General features: G+C 71.5%; 16 protein-coding genes. 7 read left to right on the forward strand and 9 right to left on the reverse strand.

What is annotated here, in order from left to right; all coding sequences use genetic code 11:
• Window positions 1–14: 14 nt before the first annotated feature.
• The 8 genes from L324_RS39905 to L324_RS39940 are packed head-to-tail and all read right to left on the reverse strand — an operon-like array spanning window position 15 to window position 8290.
• Window positions 15–1142 (reverse strand): NAD(P)/FAD-dependent oxidoreductase, encoded by a 1128-nt coding sequence (locus tag L324_RS39905; RefSeq protein WP_037321385.1) that lies wholly within the window; start codon window positions 1140–1142, stop codon window positions 15–17.
• Window positions 1139–1336 (reverse strand): ferredoxin, encoded by a 198-nt coding sequence (locus L324_RS39910; RefSeq protein ID WP_037321387.1) that lies wholly within the window; start codon window positions 1334–1336, stop codon window positions 1139–1141. Before L324_RS39910 ends, L324_RS39905 begins: the two co-directional genes overlap by 4 nt.
• Before the next feature lie 13 nt (window positions 1337–1349).
• On the reverse strand, window positions 1350–2534 hold the full coding sequence (locus tag L324_RS39915; protein ID WP_037321389.1) for a cytochrome P450: 1185 nt from the start codon (window positions 2532–2534) through the stop codon (window positions 1350–1352).
• A gap of 12 nt (window positions 2535–2546) precedes the next feature.
• Window positions 2547–4016: a bifunctional 3-(3-hydroxy-phenyl)propionate/3-hydroxycinnamic acid hydroxylase MhpA gene (gene mhpA, locus L324_RS39920; protein WP_328286167.1), complete on the reverse strand. Its 1470-nt coding sequence runs from the start codon at window positions 4014–4016 to the stop codon at window positions 2547–2549.
• Entirely contained in the window at window positions 4013–4363 is a 351-nt protein-coding gene (locus tag L324_RS39925; protein WP_037321391.1) for a DoxX family protein, read from the reverse strand. Before L324_RS39925 ends, mhpA begins: the two co-directional genes overlap by 4 nt.
• Window positions 4360–6237, reverse strand: a complete 1878-nt coding sequence (locus L324_RS39930) for an acyl-CoA synthetase (protein WP_037321393.1) — start codon at window positions 6235–6237, stop codon at window positions 4360–4362. The genes L324_RS39925 and L324_RS39930 overlap by 4 nt, the downstream gene beginning before the upstream one ends.
• Complete coding sequence (locus L324_RS39935) at window positions 6234–7169, reverse strand: fumarylacetoacetate hydrolase family protein (RefSeq protein ID WP_037321395.1); 936 nt, start codon at window positions 7167–7169, stop codon at window positions 6234–6236. Before L324_RS39935 ends, L324_RS39930 begins: the two co-directional genes overlap by 4 nt.
• Window positions 7166–8290 carry a VOC family protein gene (locus L324_RS39940; protein ID WP_037321398.1) on the reverse strand — a complete coding sequence of 375 codons (1125 nt, stop codon included), beginning with the start codon at window positions 8288–8290 and terminating at the stop codon, window positions 7166–7168. Before L324_RS39940 ends, L324_RS39935 begins: the two co-directional genes overlap by 4 nt.
• Before the next feature lie 136 nt (window positions 8291–8426).
• Between L324_RS39940 and L324_RS39945 the strand changes: the two genes are divergently transcribed.
• Entirely contained in the window at window positions 8427–9083 is a 657-nt protein-coding gene (locus tag L324_RS39945) for a TetR/AcrR family transcriptional regulator (RefSeq protein ID WP_037321400.1), read from the forward strand.
• A gap of 61 nt (window positions 9084–9144) precedes the next feature.
• On the opposite strand, the gene L324_RS39950 is transcribed toward L324_RS39945, so the two are convergent.
• Window positions 9145–9828 carry a TetR/AcrR family transcriptional regulator gene (locus L324_RS39950; RefSeq protein ID WP_201769705.1) on the reverse strand — a complete coding sequence of 228 codons (684 nt, stop codon included), beginning with the start codon at window positions 9826–9828 and terminating at the stop codon, window positions 9145–9147.
• Window positions 9829–9887: 59 nt separating this feature from the next.
• On the opposite strand from L324_RS39950, the gene L324_RS39955 reads away from it, so the two are divergent.
• Genes L324_RS39955 through L324_RS39980 form a run of 6 tightly spaced genes read left to right on the forward strand, consistent with a single transcriptional unit; the run spans window position 9888 to window position 15832 of the window.
• Window positions 9888–10679 carry an alpha/beta fold hydrolase gene (locus L324_RS39955; RefSeq protein WP_037321402.1) on the forward strand — a complete coding sequence of 264 codons (792 nt, stop codon included), beginning with the start codon at window positions 9888–9890 and terminating at the stop codon, window positions 10677–10679.
• Window positions 10679–11575, forward strand: coding sequence for an alpha/beta fold hydrolase (locus tag L324_RS39960; protein ID WP_037321403.1), 897 nt, complete (start codon window positions 10679–10681; stop codon window positions 11573–11575). The genes L324_RS39955 and L324_RS39960 overlap by 1 nt, the downstream gene beginning before the upstream one ends.
• A complete protein-coding gene (locus L324_RS39965; protein WP_037321406.1) occupies window positions 11572–13059 on the forward strand; it encodes an FAD-dependent oxidoreductase in 1488 nt (495 codons plus the stop codon). The genes L324_RS39960 and L324_RS39965 overlap by 4 nt, the downstream gene beginning before the upstream one ends.
• Window positions 13056–14348, forward strand: coding sequence for an amidohydrolase family protein (locus L324_RS39970; protein WP_037321409.1), 1293 nt, complete (start codon window positions 13056–13058; stop codon window positions 14346–14348). The genes L324_RS39965 and L324_RS39970 overlap by 4 nt, the downstream gene beginning before the upstream one ends.
• The gene (locus tag L324_RS39975) at window positions 14348–14914 is read left to right on the forward strand and encodes a TetR/AcrR family transcriptional regulator (protein ID WP_037321411.1); all 567 of its coding nucleotides are present in this window, start codon (window positions 14348–14350) and stop codon (window positions 14912–14914) included. Before L324_RS39970 ends, L324_RS39975 begins: the two co-directional genes overlap by 1 nt.
• A 9-nt stretch (window positions 14915–14923) precedes the next feature.
• The gene (locus tag L324_RS39980; RefSeq protein ID WP_037321413.1) at window positions 14924–15832 is read left to right on the forward strand and encodes a LysR family transcriptional regulator; all 909 of its coding nucleotides are present in this window, start codon (window positions 14924–14926) and stop codon (window positions 15830–15832) included.
• The last annotated feature ends 5 nt before the right edge of the window (window positions 15833–15837 follow it).

A 15837-nucleotide genomic window follows, 5' to 3' on the forward strand; every position in this document is an offset into this window, starting at 1 on the left:
GTAGGCGTGCCCCGTCAGACGGCCAGCGCACGCAGCTTCGGCACTGGAATGCGCTTGCCGTAGGCGATGACGGTGCACTGCCCGTTTTCGCGGAGCCAGGTCAGCAGCGCCGATCCGCCGGGCACGCTTCCCTCGACGAGATCCGGCTCGCCGGGTGGCGGCAACGGGCCCACGACCTTGATGGACAGGCCGAGGATCTCGGTCCAGAAGTAGTCGTCCAGCGGCGGTCCCGCCGGGTCGAGCATCAGTGCCGACGCGGCGGCTGCCTTGCCCTGCGCGACGGCGGTGGACCAGAACGGCGTGCGCGAGCCACGGCCGGCGCGGAGGCACGTGACATCCCCGGCGGCGAACACGCCCGGCACCGCGGTGGCGCAGGCCGGGTCGATCCCGACGCCGAGGGAATCAGCCAGTCCGGTCCCCGCCAGCCAGTCCGTGTTCGGCACCTCGCCACAGCAGGTGACAACCAGGTCGGCGGTGAGGACGGTGCCGTCGGCCAGCCGTACGCCGTCGACCGGATCGCCGGCCAACGTCGCCGGTCCTGGAGTGACGACGACGCGGACGCCGTGTTCTTCGGCCCGCGTGGTGATCGCCTCGGACACGAACGGGCCGAGGATGCGGCGCAACGGCGGGTCGACGTCGACCACGGTGACCGGGATGCCCCGGGCCACACAGGCGCTGACGATCTCCATGCCGAGGAAACCGGCGCCGACGACCACAGCGGAACGGGCGGCGTCGAGCCGCGTGCGCAGCCGGCGTGCGTCGTCCAGGGTCCGCAGCACCGTTTCGCCGCGTTGCCCGGGAGCGGCGATCCGCCGGGCGCGAGCGCCGGTGGTGATGATGAGCGCGTCGTAGCCGATCTCTTGGCCGTTCGCGGTAGCCACCACCCGCCGGTCGACGTCGGCGGTCACCGCGGGCGAGCGGACGAGGTCGATGTCGAACCCGTCGAGCCGGTAGCCGAGCGTGCTGTCGGAACTGTCGTCCTTGAGCACGGCCTTGGAGAGCGGAGGCCGGGCGTAGGCGCCGCGGTCTTCTGCGCCGATCAAGGTGATCGGACCCGTGTGGCCCAGTTCTCGGAGCTCCCTCGCCGCGGTGATGCCGGCGATGGACTCGCCGGCGACGACGATCGAGCACGGTGGTGTCACGAGAGCTCTCGCAACGCGGCGACCGGGCATGAGGTGACAGCCGCCCGCGCGGCGGCGAGCTGCTCCGGCGGGATGTCAGTGCCTTCGAAGTGGTGGACGAGTTCGGCGTCGTCGTCGAGTTCGAAGATCGCGGGGGCCTGTTCGGTGCAAAGGCCATGTCCTTCGCAGCGGTCGTAGTCGGCGGAGATCTTCACCGGGTGTCCCCTTTCAGGCCGGGATGAGTTCGAGCGGAAGCCGCCCGAGGCGGTGGATGATGTTGTTGCGCGCCCACTCAGGCGGCCCGGCCGGCTCGATCCGGTCGACGCGGGCGATGAGGGCGCGAAGCATCGCCTGGGTTTCCAGGCGGGCGAGGCCTTGCCCGGCGCAGCCGTGCGTGCCGTGGCCGAAGCCGAGCTGGCGGGCGGCGTCCCGGCGGATGTCGAAGGTGTCGGGGTCGTCCCACTCCAGTGCGTCACGGTTGGCGGAGGCGTAGAGGACGAGGACACGGGAACCCGCGGACAGCGCGGTGCCCGCCACCTCGGCGTCGCGCGCGACCTTGCGGCTGAAGGCGCGCAACGGGGATTCGTAGCGGACGATCTCGTTGACCGCGTTGGGGATGAGGCCCGGATCGTCCTTGAGGAGCTGCCACTGGCCGGGGTGGGTGGCGAACAGGTGCAGGGCGCTCGCGATCGCGCTGAGGGTGGTGTCCAGGGACGGCGCCAGGTAGTCGATCATCAGCGCCGGGCACTCGGCGTGGGCGAGTTCGCCCGCGTCGGCCGCGCGCAGCAGGTCGTCACCCATGCTGCCCGGCAGGACCTTCCGCTGCTTCGCGACGGTGTGCGCGAACCGCGCCATTCCCAGACTGTCCGGTACCGCCCGCACCGCCTGGCCGTTCAAGGGACCCAGGATGTCGAAGGTGGCCGCGCCCCACCGCAGCAGGTTCTCCCGCCCCTCCACCGGCCACCCGACGAGATCTGGGACCACCGCGGCGGGCAGTGCGGCCGCGACCTCGACGCCGTCGACGGTGCGCCGGGCGAGTGCGGCGTCGACGATCTCGGCCGCCTGGCGGTCCACCACGTCCCTCATGGCGCGCAGGGCCCGGGGGGTGAGCCGGTGGGCGACCAGGGCCCGGCGGCGGGCGTGGTCTTCGCCGTCGCTGTTGAGGGTCGTGCCCCGGGAGAGCCGGTTGGCGATGGGGTTCAGGGCCACGCCGTCGCCGGAGACGAAGGTCTTGTCGTCCAGCAGCACGGCCTTGCATTCGGCGTAGCGGGGCAGCGCGTAGGCCCTGTGCCGGGGCAGCCACACCACCGGCCCGAGTTCACGCAGCTTCGCGTAGTGCGGGTACGGGTCCAGGATCGCCTGCGGCGAATAGATGTCCGGCCGGTACACCGGCACTTCGTTGCGTCGGGGCATCGTTGCTCCTTGTCAGGGGGCGGTGAACCGCGGCAGGGACCGGGAGAGGCGGTTACCGGCGCTCAGCACCGTGCCGTCCGGGCGGACGACGGCCGCGCCGGTACGCAGCCAGCGGTGCAGCCGTCCGGACCGCCGGGTGGTGACGAGGACCGCGCCGGACTTCCGGATGGCGGCTCGCTCGGTCTCCGACGGCGTGATCGTGGTGACGACGGCGAAGCGGCCGCCGGCCACGTCGTCGAAGCGGGTTCCGTCGTCGAGAAGGGCGTTGGGGCACAGCCGTCCCGCCAGGGACCGCCGGAAGCGAGGCCGCGTGACCAAGTCCGAGCGGTGCAGTGCGGGTGTCGCGCTGTCGAGGACGCGGCCGTTCAGGCGCGGCGCGACCACCCGGCGAATGAGGACGCCGAACCGGCCGCCTTCGGTCATGGCCTTGCCGATCAGCACGGCTCGCTGGATCATGGCGCGGGCGTGCGGCTTGCGTTCGGCCTCGTAGGTGTCGAGCGTGCTCTGGGGCAGGGTCCCGTCGAGGACGCCGGCGAGTTTCCAGGCCAAATTGACGGCATCGCGCAGCCCTGCGCCCATGCCCTGGCCGATGAACGGCGGGGTGAGGTGGGCGGCGTCACCGAGCAGGAACACTCTGCGGTCGCGCCACCGGTCCGCGACCCGCGCGCGGAAGGTGTACTCGGCGACGCGGACGATCTCCAGGTCGCCGGCCGGGATGTCCCCGGTCCACGGCGCGACCAGCGGGTGCAGCCGGTCGAGGTGGCCGAAGTCATCGGCGGTCTCCCCCGGCAGCAGCCGGAATTCCCAGCGGTAGCGGGTTTTCCCGATGCGCATGTAGGTCGCGGCGCGGCGCGGGTCGCAGACCTGGTGCACCCCTTCCCAGGCGCCGAGGTCGGCGGGGGTGGCGATGTCGGCCACGAGCCAGCGCTGGTCGAACTTCAGGTCGGTCATCGTCGCGCCGATCGCCGTCCGGGTGAGGCTGTTGGCGCCGTCGCAGCCGAGGACGTAGTCCGCGTGGATCGTTTCCCGCGCACCGGTGCCGCGGTCGGTCACCGCGACCCGCGCGCCGGCCTCGTCCTGTGAGATGCCGGTGACCTCGGTACCGCCGCGCAGGGTGACCGCGCCGATCGTCTCCAAGTGGGTGCGGAGCAGGTACTCCAGATCGGGTTGGTCGAACATGTTCGCCTCCGGGTAACCGTGGCGACCGGCGCCCGGGGAACGGCGGAACTCGGCCAGCACCCGCAGGTCCGGGTCGAGCAGCCGCAGCCCGTGGCAGGGCCGGGAGATGGCGGCGAACTCCCCGGCCAGCCCAAGCCGCCCGAGAATGCGGAGGACCTCGTCGTCCAGGTGCACCGCGCGAGGCTGCGCGTAGACCGAGTCCCACCGCTCGATCACCAGGCACTCGACGCCGTACCGGCCGAGTAGGGCCGCGGTGGTCAATCCGGTCGGGCCTGCCCCGAGGATGACGACGGGCACCTTCACGGCGACACTCCGAGGGCGACGAGGTAGCCGGCGACGAGCGCCGCGCTGACCAGCGCCGGTACCAGGTCGCGGCTTCGGTCGTGGTTGCGCACGTGGGTGACGAGGGCGCCCGCGAGCAGGAGAAGCAGGCCGACGGCGGCCAAGATGCCGAGCACCGGCACGGCCAAGCCGAACAGGAGTCCGGCGGCGCCGGCGATCTCCAGCGCACCGATGCCGCGGTAGGCGCCGACGGAGAACCCGGCATGCGCGGCGCGTTCCCGCATGGGCGCGAGCGCGAACACCTTGGCCGCACCGAAAAGGAAGAAGACGGCCGCCCCGAGGACGGACAGTACGATCAGGACGGTCATGATTTTCCTTGGCAGGTCAAGCGGGTGGAAACGGTGTAGCGGGCGAGAGTCGCCGCCACCTTTGACTCGTCCACTTCGGACGGAAGGGTGACGGTGGCGACCACGGTTCCGTCCTCGATCACCGCGTCGACGGTCGCCCCGTCGAACGCCACCAGCGCCTCGGTGATCGCGCGGCGATTGGCGTCGGCACGCAGCGCGAGCTTGTAGGGCTTGCCGACATCGGTCACCGGCAGCGCGTCGAGCACTGTGACCTCCTTCGGTGCGGCGGCCCGCTCGGGCACGCGGCCGGCGGCCCACGCCCGCAGTTCGTCCTCGGTGACGGTGGCACCGGGAACGAGGGTCACGTACGCGACGGGGACCTCTCCGGAATGCTCGTCCGGACGACCGACCGCGCCGGCCGCGGTCACGTCCGGGTGGCTCAGGAGGGCGTCCTCGATCATCGCCGGGTCGATGTTGTGGCCGCCGCGGATGATGAGGTCTTTGACCCGGCCGGCCAGCCGCACGAATCCGTCGGCGTCCAGCCGGGCCAGGTCACCGGTGTCCAGCCAGCCGTCACGGAGTTTGCCGAGGCCGTCCAGGACGTACGCGTTTCCGGCACGTCCTACGACATAGCCGGGGAACACGGTGGGACCGCCGATGGCCAGCACCCCGGTCTCGCCGCCGGGCAGCTCCTCCCCCGTTTCCGGGTGGACGACCTTCATTCGCTGGTACGGCATGCGTTGGCCGACACTGCCGGGACGCGGTGCGTCGGGAAAGCTGCGTGCGCTGGCGCAGGTGGCTTCGGTGAGCCCGTAGCCCTCGACCAGGGTGACGCCGGTGTGTGTCTGGAAGCCCGCCCGCACCGCCGCGGGCAGCGGCGAAGCGCCGACCATGGCGAATCGCAGGCTGGCGATGTCGGCGTCCACCGGGCACTGCGCGAGCACCGCGTACACGGTCGGCACCGCGCTCATCGCGGCGATCCGGTGGTGCTCGACGATCTTCCAGAACTGCCCGTACAACGCCGGTTCGCGGTAGCCGAGCGGGCCGGCCCACACCGCGTGCTGGCCCTTGAACAGCGGCGCGAGCAGCGTGACCACCAGCGCGTTGACGTGGAACAGCGGCAGCGCCGCGAAGACGGCCGAGCCGGGGTCGAGCAGCGAGTTGGCCGCGATCATCCACGCGTCGGTGACCTCGTTGGCGTGCGTGTGCGCGGCGAGCTTCGGCGCCCCGGTAGTGCCTCCCGTGTGGAACAACGCGGCCAGGTCCGACGCCACCGGGGGTTCACCGTCGAAGTCGGTGGCGTCGTGGCCAGCCGCGAGGTCGGCGAGGTAGCCGACACGCACCCCTTTGATGGCGGGCAGTGCGGCCGGTTCGCCGGCCGCGCCGGTCGGGCGCAGCACGAGGACGACGTCCAGCTCGGCGGCCAGGGTCCGAGCGGTGTCCCAGATTTCCGGGGCGAGTTCCGGCCCGGCGGTGATCAGCACGCGCGCGCCGGACCGGCGGAGCAGTTCGCCGAGGTGGTCGCGGGACAGGCCGCCGTTCAGCGGGGCCGCGATCCCGGCGAGCTGCGCGGCGAGGGTCGCCGGGATCAGGTCGGCGCAGTTGGGGGCCATCAGGGCCACGGCGTCGCCGCGCCGGATTCCCAGCTCCCACAACAGGTTCGCGTAGCGGTGGACGTCGGCGAGCAGCTCGGCGAAGGTGCGCCGGACCGGTTCTCGCCACCGCGCCGCCTCGGGCAACACGGTGGTCGCCGGGTGATCCGGCCACCACCCGGCGGCGCGGGAGAGCAGGGCGTAGGTCGACTCCGGCAAGCCTCGTTCGGCGAGCGGGACGGCCTCGATCGCGGCCAGATCGGCGGGCTCCGCGTAGCGGGGCCACAGGGAAGCGCCGGTCATCGCTGGCACCTCACGACCGTGCGCTGGGTGCCCAGGTCGAGGGCGCCGTCGTCGGTTGCGATCGACGCCTCGACGACGTCGCCGTCAGCCAGATACTTCGAGTTCTTCGCCTGGCCCTTGAAGAACAGCTTCCATTTCAGTGCCGGCGGCAGCAGCGCGGCGAGCTTCTCGACAGCCTTCGGCGGTGCGGACAACGCGGTGCCGGCGGGAGTCCCGGTGAGCACCAGATCGCCGGGATCCAGCCGCTGGAACCGGGCCAAGGCATGCAGGGCCTCGAGCGGGCGGTGGATCATGTCGGCGCCGACGACCGCGTTCTGGCGCACCGTGCCGTTGACCGACAGCCGCAGCCGCAGGTCGGCGAACCGCCCGAACTCACCGGCGTCCAAGAGCACGAGGGCGGGCCCGACCGGGGTGAACGTCGGGTAGGACTTGGCTTCGTAGAACTGGGTTTGCGGCAGCTGGATGTCGCGGGCGGACACGTCGTCGGTCACCACCAGACCCGCGACGCAGTCCTGCGGAGCGGTGATCTCGCTGCCGACAGGGATCTCCCGGCCGATGACCAGCCCGATCTCCACCTCGTAGTCGAGCAGCCGCACGTGCGCCGGTTTGACGACGTCGTCGAACGGACCGCTGATCGAGCCGGACGCCTTGCGGAAGAACGTCAGGGGCACCGTTTTCGGGTCCATCCCGGCGTCCGTGACGTGCGAGGTGAAGTTGGTCATCTGGGCGACCACACGGCAGGGCGCGGTGACCGGGGAGACCAGGTCGAGCGAGGAGACCGGCACGGTGTCCTCGGAGCCGGCCGCGGCCGTGACCGCCGCGCGGTCACCGAGCAGTTCGGCGGTGGTCTCCGCCGCCGTGTCGATCTTCGCCGCGCCGGACGGGGTGTCGAGGTACCAGGCGTCGGCGGTTCGCAGGACGGTCAGACTCATGAGCGGGCCACTTTCAGCAGGCCCAGGAAGCGCTGGGCGTCGAATTCGTTGTCTTCACGCAGCGCGGCGAACACCGCACGCAGCTCGCGCAGGGATCCCTTGCCCGGCTTGACACCGAGGAAGTCGGCGGTCGCCGGCGGCCCCCACTGGGCCAGGCCGGAGGCGGTCATCGGCGCCCAGCCGGGCTCGAGGGTGTTGTCGAACAGGTCACCGTCGCTGAAGTGCTCGACCAGGAACCCGTCCGGGTCACGCCAGTAGTCGAACAGCTGGCTGCCCTCGATGTGCCGGCCGATGCCCCACGAATGGTGGTAGCCCTGCGCGCGCAGGTACTCGCCGCCGGCGGCCAGCGCGTCGAGGTCGGCGACCTGGTAAGCGGAGTGCACGTAGCGGTCGGCGGGGCCGAGCACCATGGCCAGCGTGTGGTGATCGACCGGAGTGGCACCCCGGTCGCACCGGATGAAGCTCATGACCGGTCCGCGCTCGCGCTGCCCGGGGTAGTACAGGAAGTCGCTGACGATCATGCCGAGGTGTTCCACGTACCAGTCCAGCGCCTCGCGGTAGCGGGTCGTCTGCAGCACCACGTGTCCGAGCCGCTGCGCCAGCGCCGGGGCCCGGGGCGGGCGTTGCGTGGCGTTGACCCGCCGGACCTCGTGGCCGAAGTTGAGCAGCTGCGGGTCCTGCGGCGGCAGCGCTGGCAGTTCGTCCGTGTCCGAAACGACCCGGACCCGCAGGCCGCTCGGATCGGGCAGGTCCACGACGACGCCGCCGAGCGTCTCCGGCAGCCTGTTCGCCTGCCGCCCGGTGGCTTCGGCCAGCCGCAGGACGTCGCCCGGGGCTGCGGCCAGGAACGCCGGACCCAGGAACTTCGACCGCGCCCCCTTGCGGATGATCACGCACGGCGCGCCGGCATCGGTGCCTCGCAGGTGCAGCTCGCGGCCGGTGCTGAGCACGGTGGTGAACCCGAAGGCCCGGGCGAACATCTCCGCCCGCTTCAGATCCGGCTTTTCGAACTCCAGCCAGGCCAGGTCGTGCACCTTGATCACCGGGTTGGCCGCCCGGCCGGGGTGCTCACCCGCGAGCGCACCGTGCTCGCTGTGCAGTCCGCTGTGCGGATCTCCCACGGCTGCTCCCTCCGTCCACGTTGATGACGATATCGTCAGTTACGAGCACATCCTCAGTCAAGAGTTTCTGACGATTTCCTCATCAGTGACGCGATAGGCTAGGATGCGGCGACGACCAGAGAAGACGGGAGTACGGATGCCGGAGCGCGCTCCGAGCCGGCTGGAACGGCGCAAGGCTCACACCCGCGCAGCCCTGGTCCGGGCGGCCCAGGCCCTCATCGCCGAAGGGAAGACCGCGGCGCCGATCCTGGAGATCACCCAGGCCGCGGACGTCGGGATGGGGTCGTTCTACAACCACTTCGAGACGAAAGAGCAGCTCTTCCAGGCCGCGGTCGAGGACGCCCTCGACACGCACGGCGCCCTGCTGGACGAGCTGACCGCCGGCCTGGACGACCCGGCGCAGGTCTTCGCGCAGAGTTTCCGGCTGACCGGGCGCCTGCACCGGCGGCATCCCGAACTCAGCAAGGTGCTCCTGCACCACGGTCTCGAGCTCGCCACCTCGAAGAGCGGGCTCGCTCCCCGCGCCCACCGCGACATCGAGGCCGCCGTGCGAGCCGGCCGCTTCACCGTCCAGGACACCGAACTCGCCATGGTCACGGTCGCCGGGACCGCGCTCGGCCTCGGCCACCTGCTGCACCGGCAGCCCGAGCGCGACGACGCCGCCACGACCGACCAGGTGGCCGAGGACCTGCTGCGCATGCTCGGCCTCACCGCGGCCGAGGCCCACGAGGTCTGCAGCCGGCCACTACCCGACCTCGACACCACCGCGACCGGTCCGGACACCGCCGCCTGAACACAACGGGCCCACTCTCCACCCTGAACCAGCCGGCCGAGCACCTGTCCGCGAGTTCCCGTCAGCGGGCGTCCAGCTGGCGTAGGCCGCCGATGATCAGCTCCAGACCGAAGGCGAACTCGTCTTCCAGCGGCACCGGCAAGGAGTCCACGACCGCGAGGGTGGCCGGGAACTCCGCCGGCGACACGTGGCGGAAATGTGCCGACGCCCGCTCCGGCTCGGCGTCGTCGCCCGATCCGGCGAGCTGGATCGCGAAGCCGAGGACGTAGCGCGCAAGGGTCGCGTAGGCGCGCGCCGCGAGGCTCGGCGGGAGGCCACCGGCGAGCAGGACGGCCAGGCAGCGTTCCCGCAGCACCATCGCGTTCGGCCCGGTCGGCGTCTGCTCCATCAGCAGGGGTGCGATCTTCCGGTGCCGGCCCAGCGTGTCGAACATCGACTGGGCGATCGCCCGGCAGGCCTGGTCCCAGCTCAGCTCCGCCAGCACCCGGGGGTCGAGGTCCGCCTCGCCGAATACGCGATCGATCACGTGGGTGATCAAGGCCGCCCGGTTGCCGAAGTGGCGGTACAGCGTGGCCGTACCCGATTCGAGCCGTTGCGCGAGAGTGCGCATCGACAGAGCTTCAGCGCCTTCCTCGTCGACGAGCTGTAAGGCCGTGGCGAGGATCCGGTCCAGCGGGACGGCGGGTCGACCCCGTGATCGTCGTGTGGACGCGGTGGCTTCGGCAGGCAGTGACGAACTCGGCACACCCAGAAGTATGGCCTCACGTTGACACCCACCGCAATAATGGCAACACTGTTGCCATTATGAAGAGCACCCACACCCAGTCAGTTTCGGTCGACGGCCTGCACGTTCACTACGAACGCGCAGGCCACGGGCCCGCGGTGGTACTTCTGCACGGCAGCGGGTCGTCGTTGGAGGGCTTCGAGCGGGTCGCGGCGCTGTTGTCGCCGTCCCATGACGTGATCCGCCCGGATCTGCCCGGCTTCGGTCGGACGGGGCCGCGGCCCGATCGCGACTACCGCGTCCGGACCTACGCGGACACGATCGCCCGTTTCATGACCGCGCTAGGCCTGCCGCACTTCGCGGTGGCCGGGAACTCGCTCGGCGGCAACATCGCGTGGAACCTCGCCCTGGACGCCCCCGAGCGGGTGGACGCGCTGGTACTGATCAACGCCACGGGCTACCCGGAGAAGACCCTGCCCGCCGGGTTGCGGCTGGCCCGGAATCCCCTGCTTCGCCCACTGCTGCGGCGTTGGCTGCCGCGCAGCGCGACGGAACGCGGGCTGCGGGAAGCCGTCGGCGCGAACAAGGCGATCGTGGACGACGCCATGGTCGACCGGGTGCACGCGCTGACGAGCCGCCCGGGGAATCGGTCGGCGTTCGTCGACTTCGCCAACACCGACCAGCCCGACCGCAGCGCCGAAACCCCCAAGATCTCGGTGCCGACGCTGGTCCTGCGTAGCGCCGGCGTCGACGGCCAGCACTTCGCCCGCGACATCCCGGGCGCCGTCGAGCGGGTCCACACCGACGGTGGCCACCTGCTTCCGGAAGAGGCCCCGGCCTGGGTGGCCGCGGCGATCAAGGAGTTCCTGTGATGAAGTACTTCGTCGCCTCGGACGAGGACCACCGGCTCGACGCGGCCGCACGACGGACTCTGCGCGGCAGCTTCGTCGACCTGACCGACGGGGTGACGCACTACGAGCTGACCGGTCCCGACGACGGGGAACTCGTCGTCCTCGTCGGCGGCCTCACGATCCCGCTGTCCTATTGGGACGGTCTCGCGGCCCGCTTGCACACCCGCGGCCTGCGCACTCTCGCCTACAGCGCCTACGGCCGCGGCTACTCCGATCGCATCCGGGGCCGCTACGACGAAGCGTTGTTCGTCCGGCAGCTCGACGAGCTGACCTCGGCCGTGGACCCCACGCCGCCGCGGCACGTCGTCGGCACCTCGATGGGTGCTCTGATCGCGATGGCCTACGCGACCCTGCACCCCGAATCGGTCACCACGCTCACCATCGTGGGCCCGGCCGGGCTGGGCGAACGTCCCCGCGCACAACGGTTGCTGCGCAACGATTTCCTCGCCGGATTCGTCGCCCGCCGCTTCGGCCGCAAGCTCCTGGAAGGCCACCTCGGGCACAACGTCCGCGACCCCGGGCTCTCCGCCCGGCTGGTCGCCATGGTGCGGGACGCCTACCGGTACGAAGGCTCCCTCTACGCGTTCTTCCAGACCCTGCAACGCTTTCCGCTCTACGAACGGCAGGACCTGTTCCGCAGCACGGGCGATCTGGGCCTTCCGATCCTGCTGGTGTGGGGCGACGACGACCAGGTCACCCCGGTCACCCACCTCGACACCGTCCACGACCTGTTGCGCCCCCGGCAGACCCACGTCATCACCGAATGCGGCCACATGGCCCCCTACGAACGACCGGACGACGTCGGCGACCTGCTCGCGTCGTTCGCCGTTCCCCACCCGGATCGGCTCGAACCATGAACGAAACTCTCGACGTCCTGATCGCCGGTGCCGGCCCGGCCGGCACCACCCTGGCCATCGACCTGGCCCGCCGTGGCCTCGCGGCCCGGATCATCGACAAGGCCCCGCACTCCTTCGAAGGCTCCCGCGCCAAAGGGCTCCAGCCGCGCACCCTGGAAGTCTTCGACGACCTCGGGGCGCTCGACGACGTCCTCGCCGGCAGCAGCGACTACCCGAGGCTGGGCATCCACCTGGGCCCCCTCGCCGTTCCGTGGCGAATGTTCCGCAACCGCGAACGCAGCGCCGACGTCCCGTACCCGAACACCCGGCTGATGCCCCAGTACCGCACCGACGCCGTGCTGCACGACCGGCTCGAACAGCTGGGCGGCAAGGTCGAATACGGCCGGGAGCTCCTCGAGTTCGCCCAGGACGCCACGTCGGTCACCGCCACGGTGACCGGCGACAGCGGCACCGAACGGATCACCGCCCGCTACCTCGTGGGCGCGGACGGGGGTTCGAGCGCCGTCCGCAAGCACCTCGGCGTGGGCTTCCTCGGCGAGACCCGCGAGGGAGATCGGATGCTCATCGTCGACGCCGTCACCACCGGCTTGTCCCGTGACCGCTGGCACGTCTGGCCGGGCGTGCAGGGCCGGTTCGCCGGCGCGTGCCCGCTGCCGCACACCGATCTGTTCCAGTGGATGATCCGCCTGTCTCCGGACGAGGAGCCGCCCGAGGGCGAGGAGGCGATCACCCGGCGGATCCGGGCCCACACGCGGAACCGGGCCATCGCCGTGCGCGACATCCGGTGGCGGTCGGTGTTCCGGCCCAACATCCGCCTGGCCGAGGCCTACCGCCGTGGGCGGGTCTTCCTCGCCGGCGACGCCGCCCACGTGCACACGCCGGCCGGCGCGCAGGGACTCAACACCGGCATCCAGGACGCCTACAACCTCGGCTGGAAACTCGGCCAGGTCCTCGCCGGAGCCAGCCCGCGACTGCTCGACAGCTACGAAGCCGAACGCCTGCCGATCGCCGCGGGTGTGCTCGGCCTGTCCACGAAGAAGTACGAAGGCATCGCCAAGCTCGACCCGGCAAGCCTGCGCCGCGGCAAGGACGAACAGCAGCTGTCGCTGACCTACCATGGCGGTCCGCTCGCCCCGGCCGGAGGCGACCGCACGACGACGCTGCAGGCCGGCGACCGCGCACCGGACGCCGACCTGCCCGGTTCACGGCTGTTCGACACCTACCGGGGACCGCACTTCACCCTGGTCGCGTACGGTCCCAAGGCCGCGGCGGCGAGCGACGAGCTCGACTGGCCTGCCGCGGGAGCGCCGCTCCGACGTATCACGGCCGACGACCGGCCCGGATTCCGCAGCGGTTACGGAGTCGAGGGCGACACGCTGCTGCTCGTCCGGCCCGACGGCTACCTCGGGCACATCGCGACCCACGACTTCCTCGAGTCGACCCGCGCCGCCGTCAGCACCATGACCCCGGAGGTGGCCGAATGAGCCGCACCCTCCTGCGCGGCGCGCGGGTGATCACCATGGTGCCGCACCGGCCCGACGCCGAGCACGCCGACATCCTCATCGACGGCGACAGCATCGCCGGCATCGGCGAAGGTCTCGACGCAACCGGCGCGGAGATCGTCGACGTCACCGGCCGGGTCATCATGCCCGGTCTGGTCAACGCCCATCTCCACACCTGGCAGACCGCGCTCCGGGGCGTGGGCACCGACTGGACCCTGGCGGACTACCTCGGCCGCATGCACGGCGCCGTGGCCCGGCATTACCGCCCCGAGGACATGCGTGTCGGCACGCTCGCCGGCGCGCTGAGCCAGCTCGACCGTGGCACCACGACCGTGGGCGATTGGTGCCACAACACGCCCACCCCGGACCACACAGACGCCGCGATCGACGGCCTCGCGGCATCCGGGATCCGCGGGGTTTTCCTGCACGGCACCCCGTACTCCGCGGCCGACGCCGGCCACCCGGTCGACGAGATCGACCGGCTGCTCGACGGCCCGATCGCGGCTCACCCGCTGCTCACCCTCGGCATGGCCGTCCGCGGACCACAACTGTCCACTCCGGACGCCGCGGTCGCCGACTTCCGCGCCGCCGCCGAACGCGGGCTGGTGGTGTCGATGCACCAGAGCGGTGGCGAGCCAGGGCCGGGCTGGGACGCGGTCCGGGACGCCGGGCTGCTGAGCACCACCACCAACGTCGTGCATGGTGCCGGACTCACCGACGACTGGTTCAAGACACTCGTCGACTCGGGCGCAAGCTTCACCAGCACCCCCGAAAACGAACTCGGCCAAGGCCACTGTTTCCCCATCACCGGCCACGTGCTCCGGCTCGGCGCCGCGCCATCACTGGGCACCGACACGGACGCCGTGACACCCGCCGACGTACTCTCCGCCGCCCGGATCGCCTTGGCGCACCAGCGGGGCCACGACCACGACCACCACCGGCGGTCCACCGGCTCCTTCTCTCTCACCGCGACGATCACCGCCAAGCAGGCACTGGCCTGGGCCACCGTCGAAGGCGCCCGCGCCCTCGGCCTCGCCGACCGCGTCGGCCGGCTCGACGCCGGTATGCAGGCCGACCTCATCGTCATCGACGCCCCGGCACCGAACCCGGTCGCCACCGCGCTGCACGCGACCGCCGGCGACATCGAAGCCGTCATGATCGCCGGGCGCTGGCGCAAACGCGACCACACCCTCCTCGACATCGACCTCGACACCGTGCGAACCCAGCTCCACGAATCCGCCGGCCACCTCCTCCCCCACGTCACGGGCTGATGGGCAGGCGGGCCGAACTCGCGAGCCGGACACGGACCGACCTGCTGGCCGCGGCGAAGCGGTTGTTCGGCGAACGCGGCTACCTCGACACCAAGATCACCGACATCGCCGCCGCGGCCGGCCGCGCCGTCGGCTCCTTCTACACCCACTTCGACGACAAGGAGCAGCTCCTGGCCGTGCTGCGCAGCGAACTCACCGAGACAGCGGCCCCCGGTCCCGCGGGCGACGACCCGATCCGCGCGCACGTCACGGCCTGCTGGACGGCACTGCGCACCCATCGCCCCACCGCCATCGGCCTGCTGCAGCAGGCGACCGCCGCCGCCCCGGCCTCCGGACGGTTGTGGGCCGAGCTGACCACCTGGACAGCCCCACTGCGCAAGCACCTGGAGGACCGGCGTGGCCGCGGTGAGCCGCTCCCCGGCGACCCCGAACTGTTGGCGGCGGCCGTGGGCGTCATGCTCGCCGGCCTCAACCACGCCCTGCCCGCCGACGACCTCGGTGACAGCCGCGTTGCCGACACCGTCACGAATCTCGTCCTCCACGGCCTGACCGCCCCTGAACAGTGAGTTGCTGCCGTGCGTCTGCGTCAACTCGAGTACTTCGTCGCCATCTGCGACGCCGGTTCGTTCAGCGGGGCGGCGCACGAACTGCTCGTCGCCCAGCCATCTCTGTCCCAGCAGATCCAAGCGCTCGAAAAGGAACTGGGCGCCGCACTGCTCGAACGCGGCCGCCAGGGCAGCGCCCTCACCGCGGCTGGACGGGTCTTCCTGCCCCGGGCTCGCGCGGCGCTCGCGGCGGTCGAGTCGGGCCGCCGGTCGGTGATGGACCTCGTGCACGGTCTTGTCGGCGAGCTGCACGTCGTGACCATCCGGTCGGTGGCGTCCGGGGTGCTGCCGCCGGCCATGGTGCGCTGGCACGACCGGTACCCCACCACCGTGTTGCGGCTGCACGACCACTCCCACCGCCGTGACCTCGAAGCCGCGATGCGCTCCGGCCACGGCGACCTGGCCATCGGCCCGCGGCCCCGGGACTGGGACTGGGGCGGCGACATCGTGACCCTCGGCTTCGAAAGCCTGGTCCTGGCCGGGCCAGGACCGTTCGGCCCGGAGCCCGCCTCGGCCGCCGAGCTCGCCGAGGCCAAGTGGGTCCACTTCGAACCGGAACAAGGGATGTCGGAGGTCTTGGACTGGGCGGCTCGCTCACTCGGCTTCACGCCAAGGGTCGTCGCGTGCGTGGGCCAGGTCGCCGCGGCCCTGCGGCTCGCCGTCGAGGGTGTCGGCCTGACGATCGTCCCCGCGAACGCCGTCCCGTACGGCTGGAGCCACCACGTCCGTTCCCCGGCCCCGCCGCTCTACCGCGAGCTGACCGCCTACGGTCGCGGCCCGATGACGCAGCTCGCCCGGCGGTTCGCCGACCTCCTGAGCGCGGTGGAGCTGCCGCTGGTCACCAGCGGAGAGCTGCCTTCGGACGCCCTCGTCTGCTGACCGGC

The sequence above is a fragment of the Amycolatopsis orientalis DSM 40040 = KCTC 9412 genome (genome assembly GCF_000478275.1).
Classification (GTDB): Bacteria; Actinomycetota; Actinomycetes; order Mycobacteriales; family Pseudonocardiaceae; genus Amycolatopsis; species Amycolatopsis orientalis.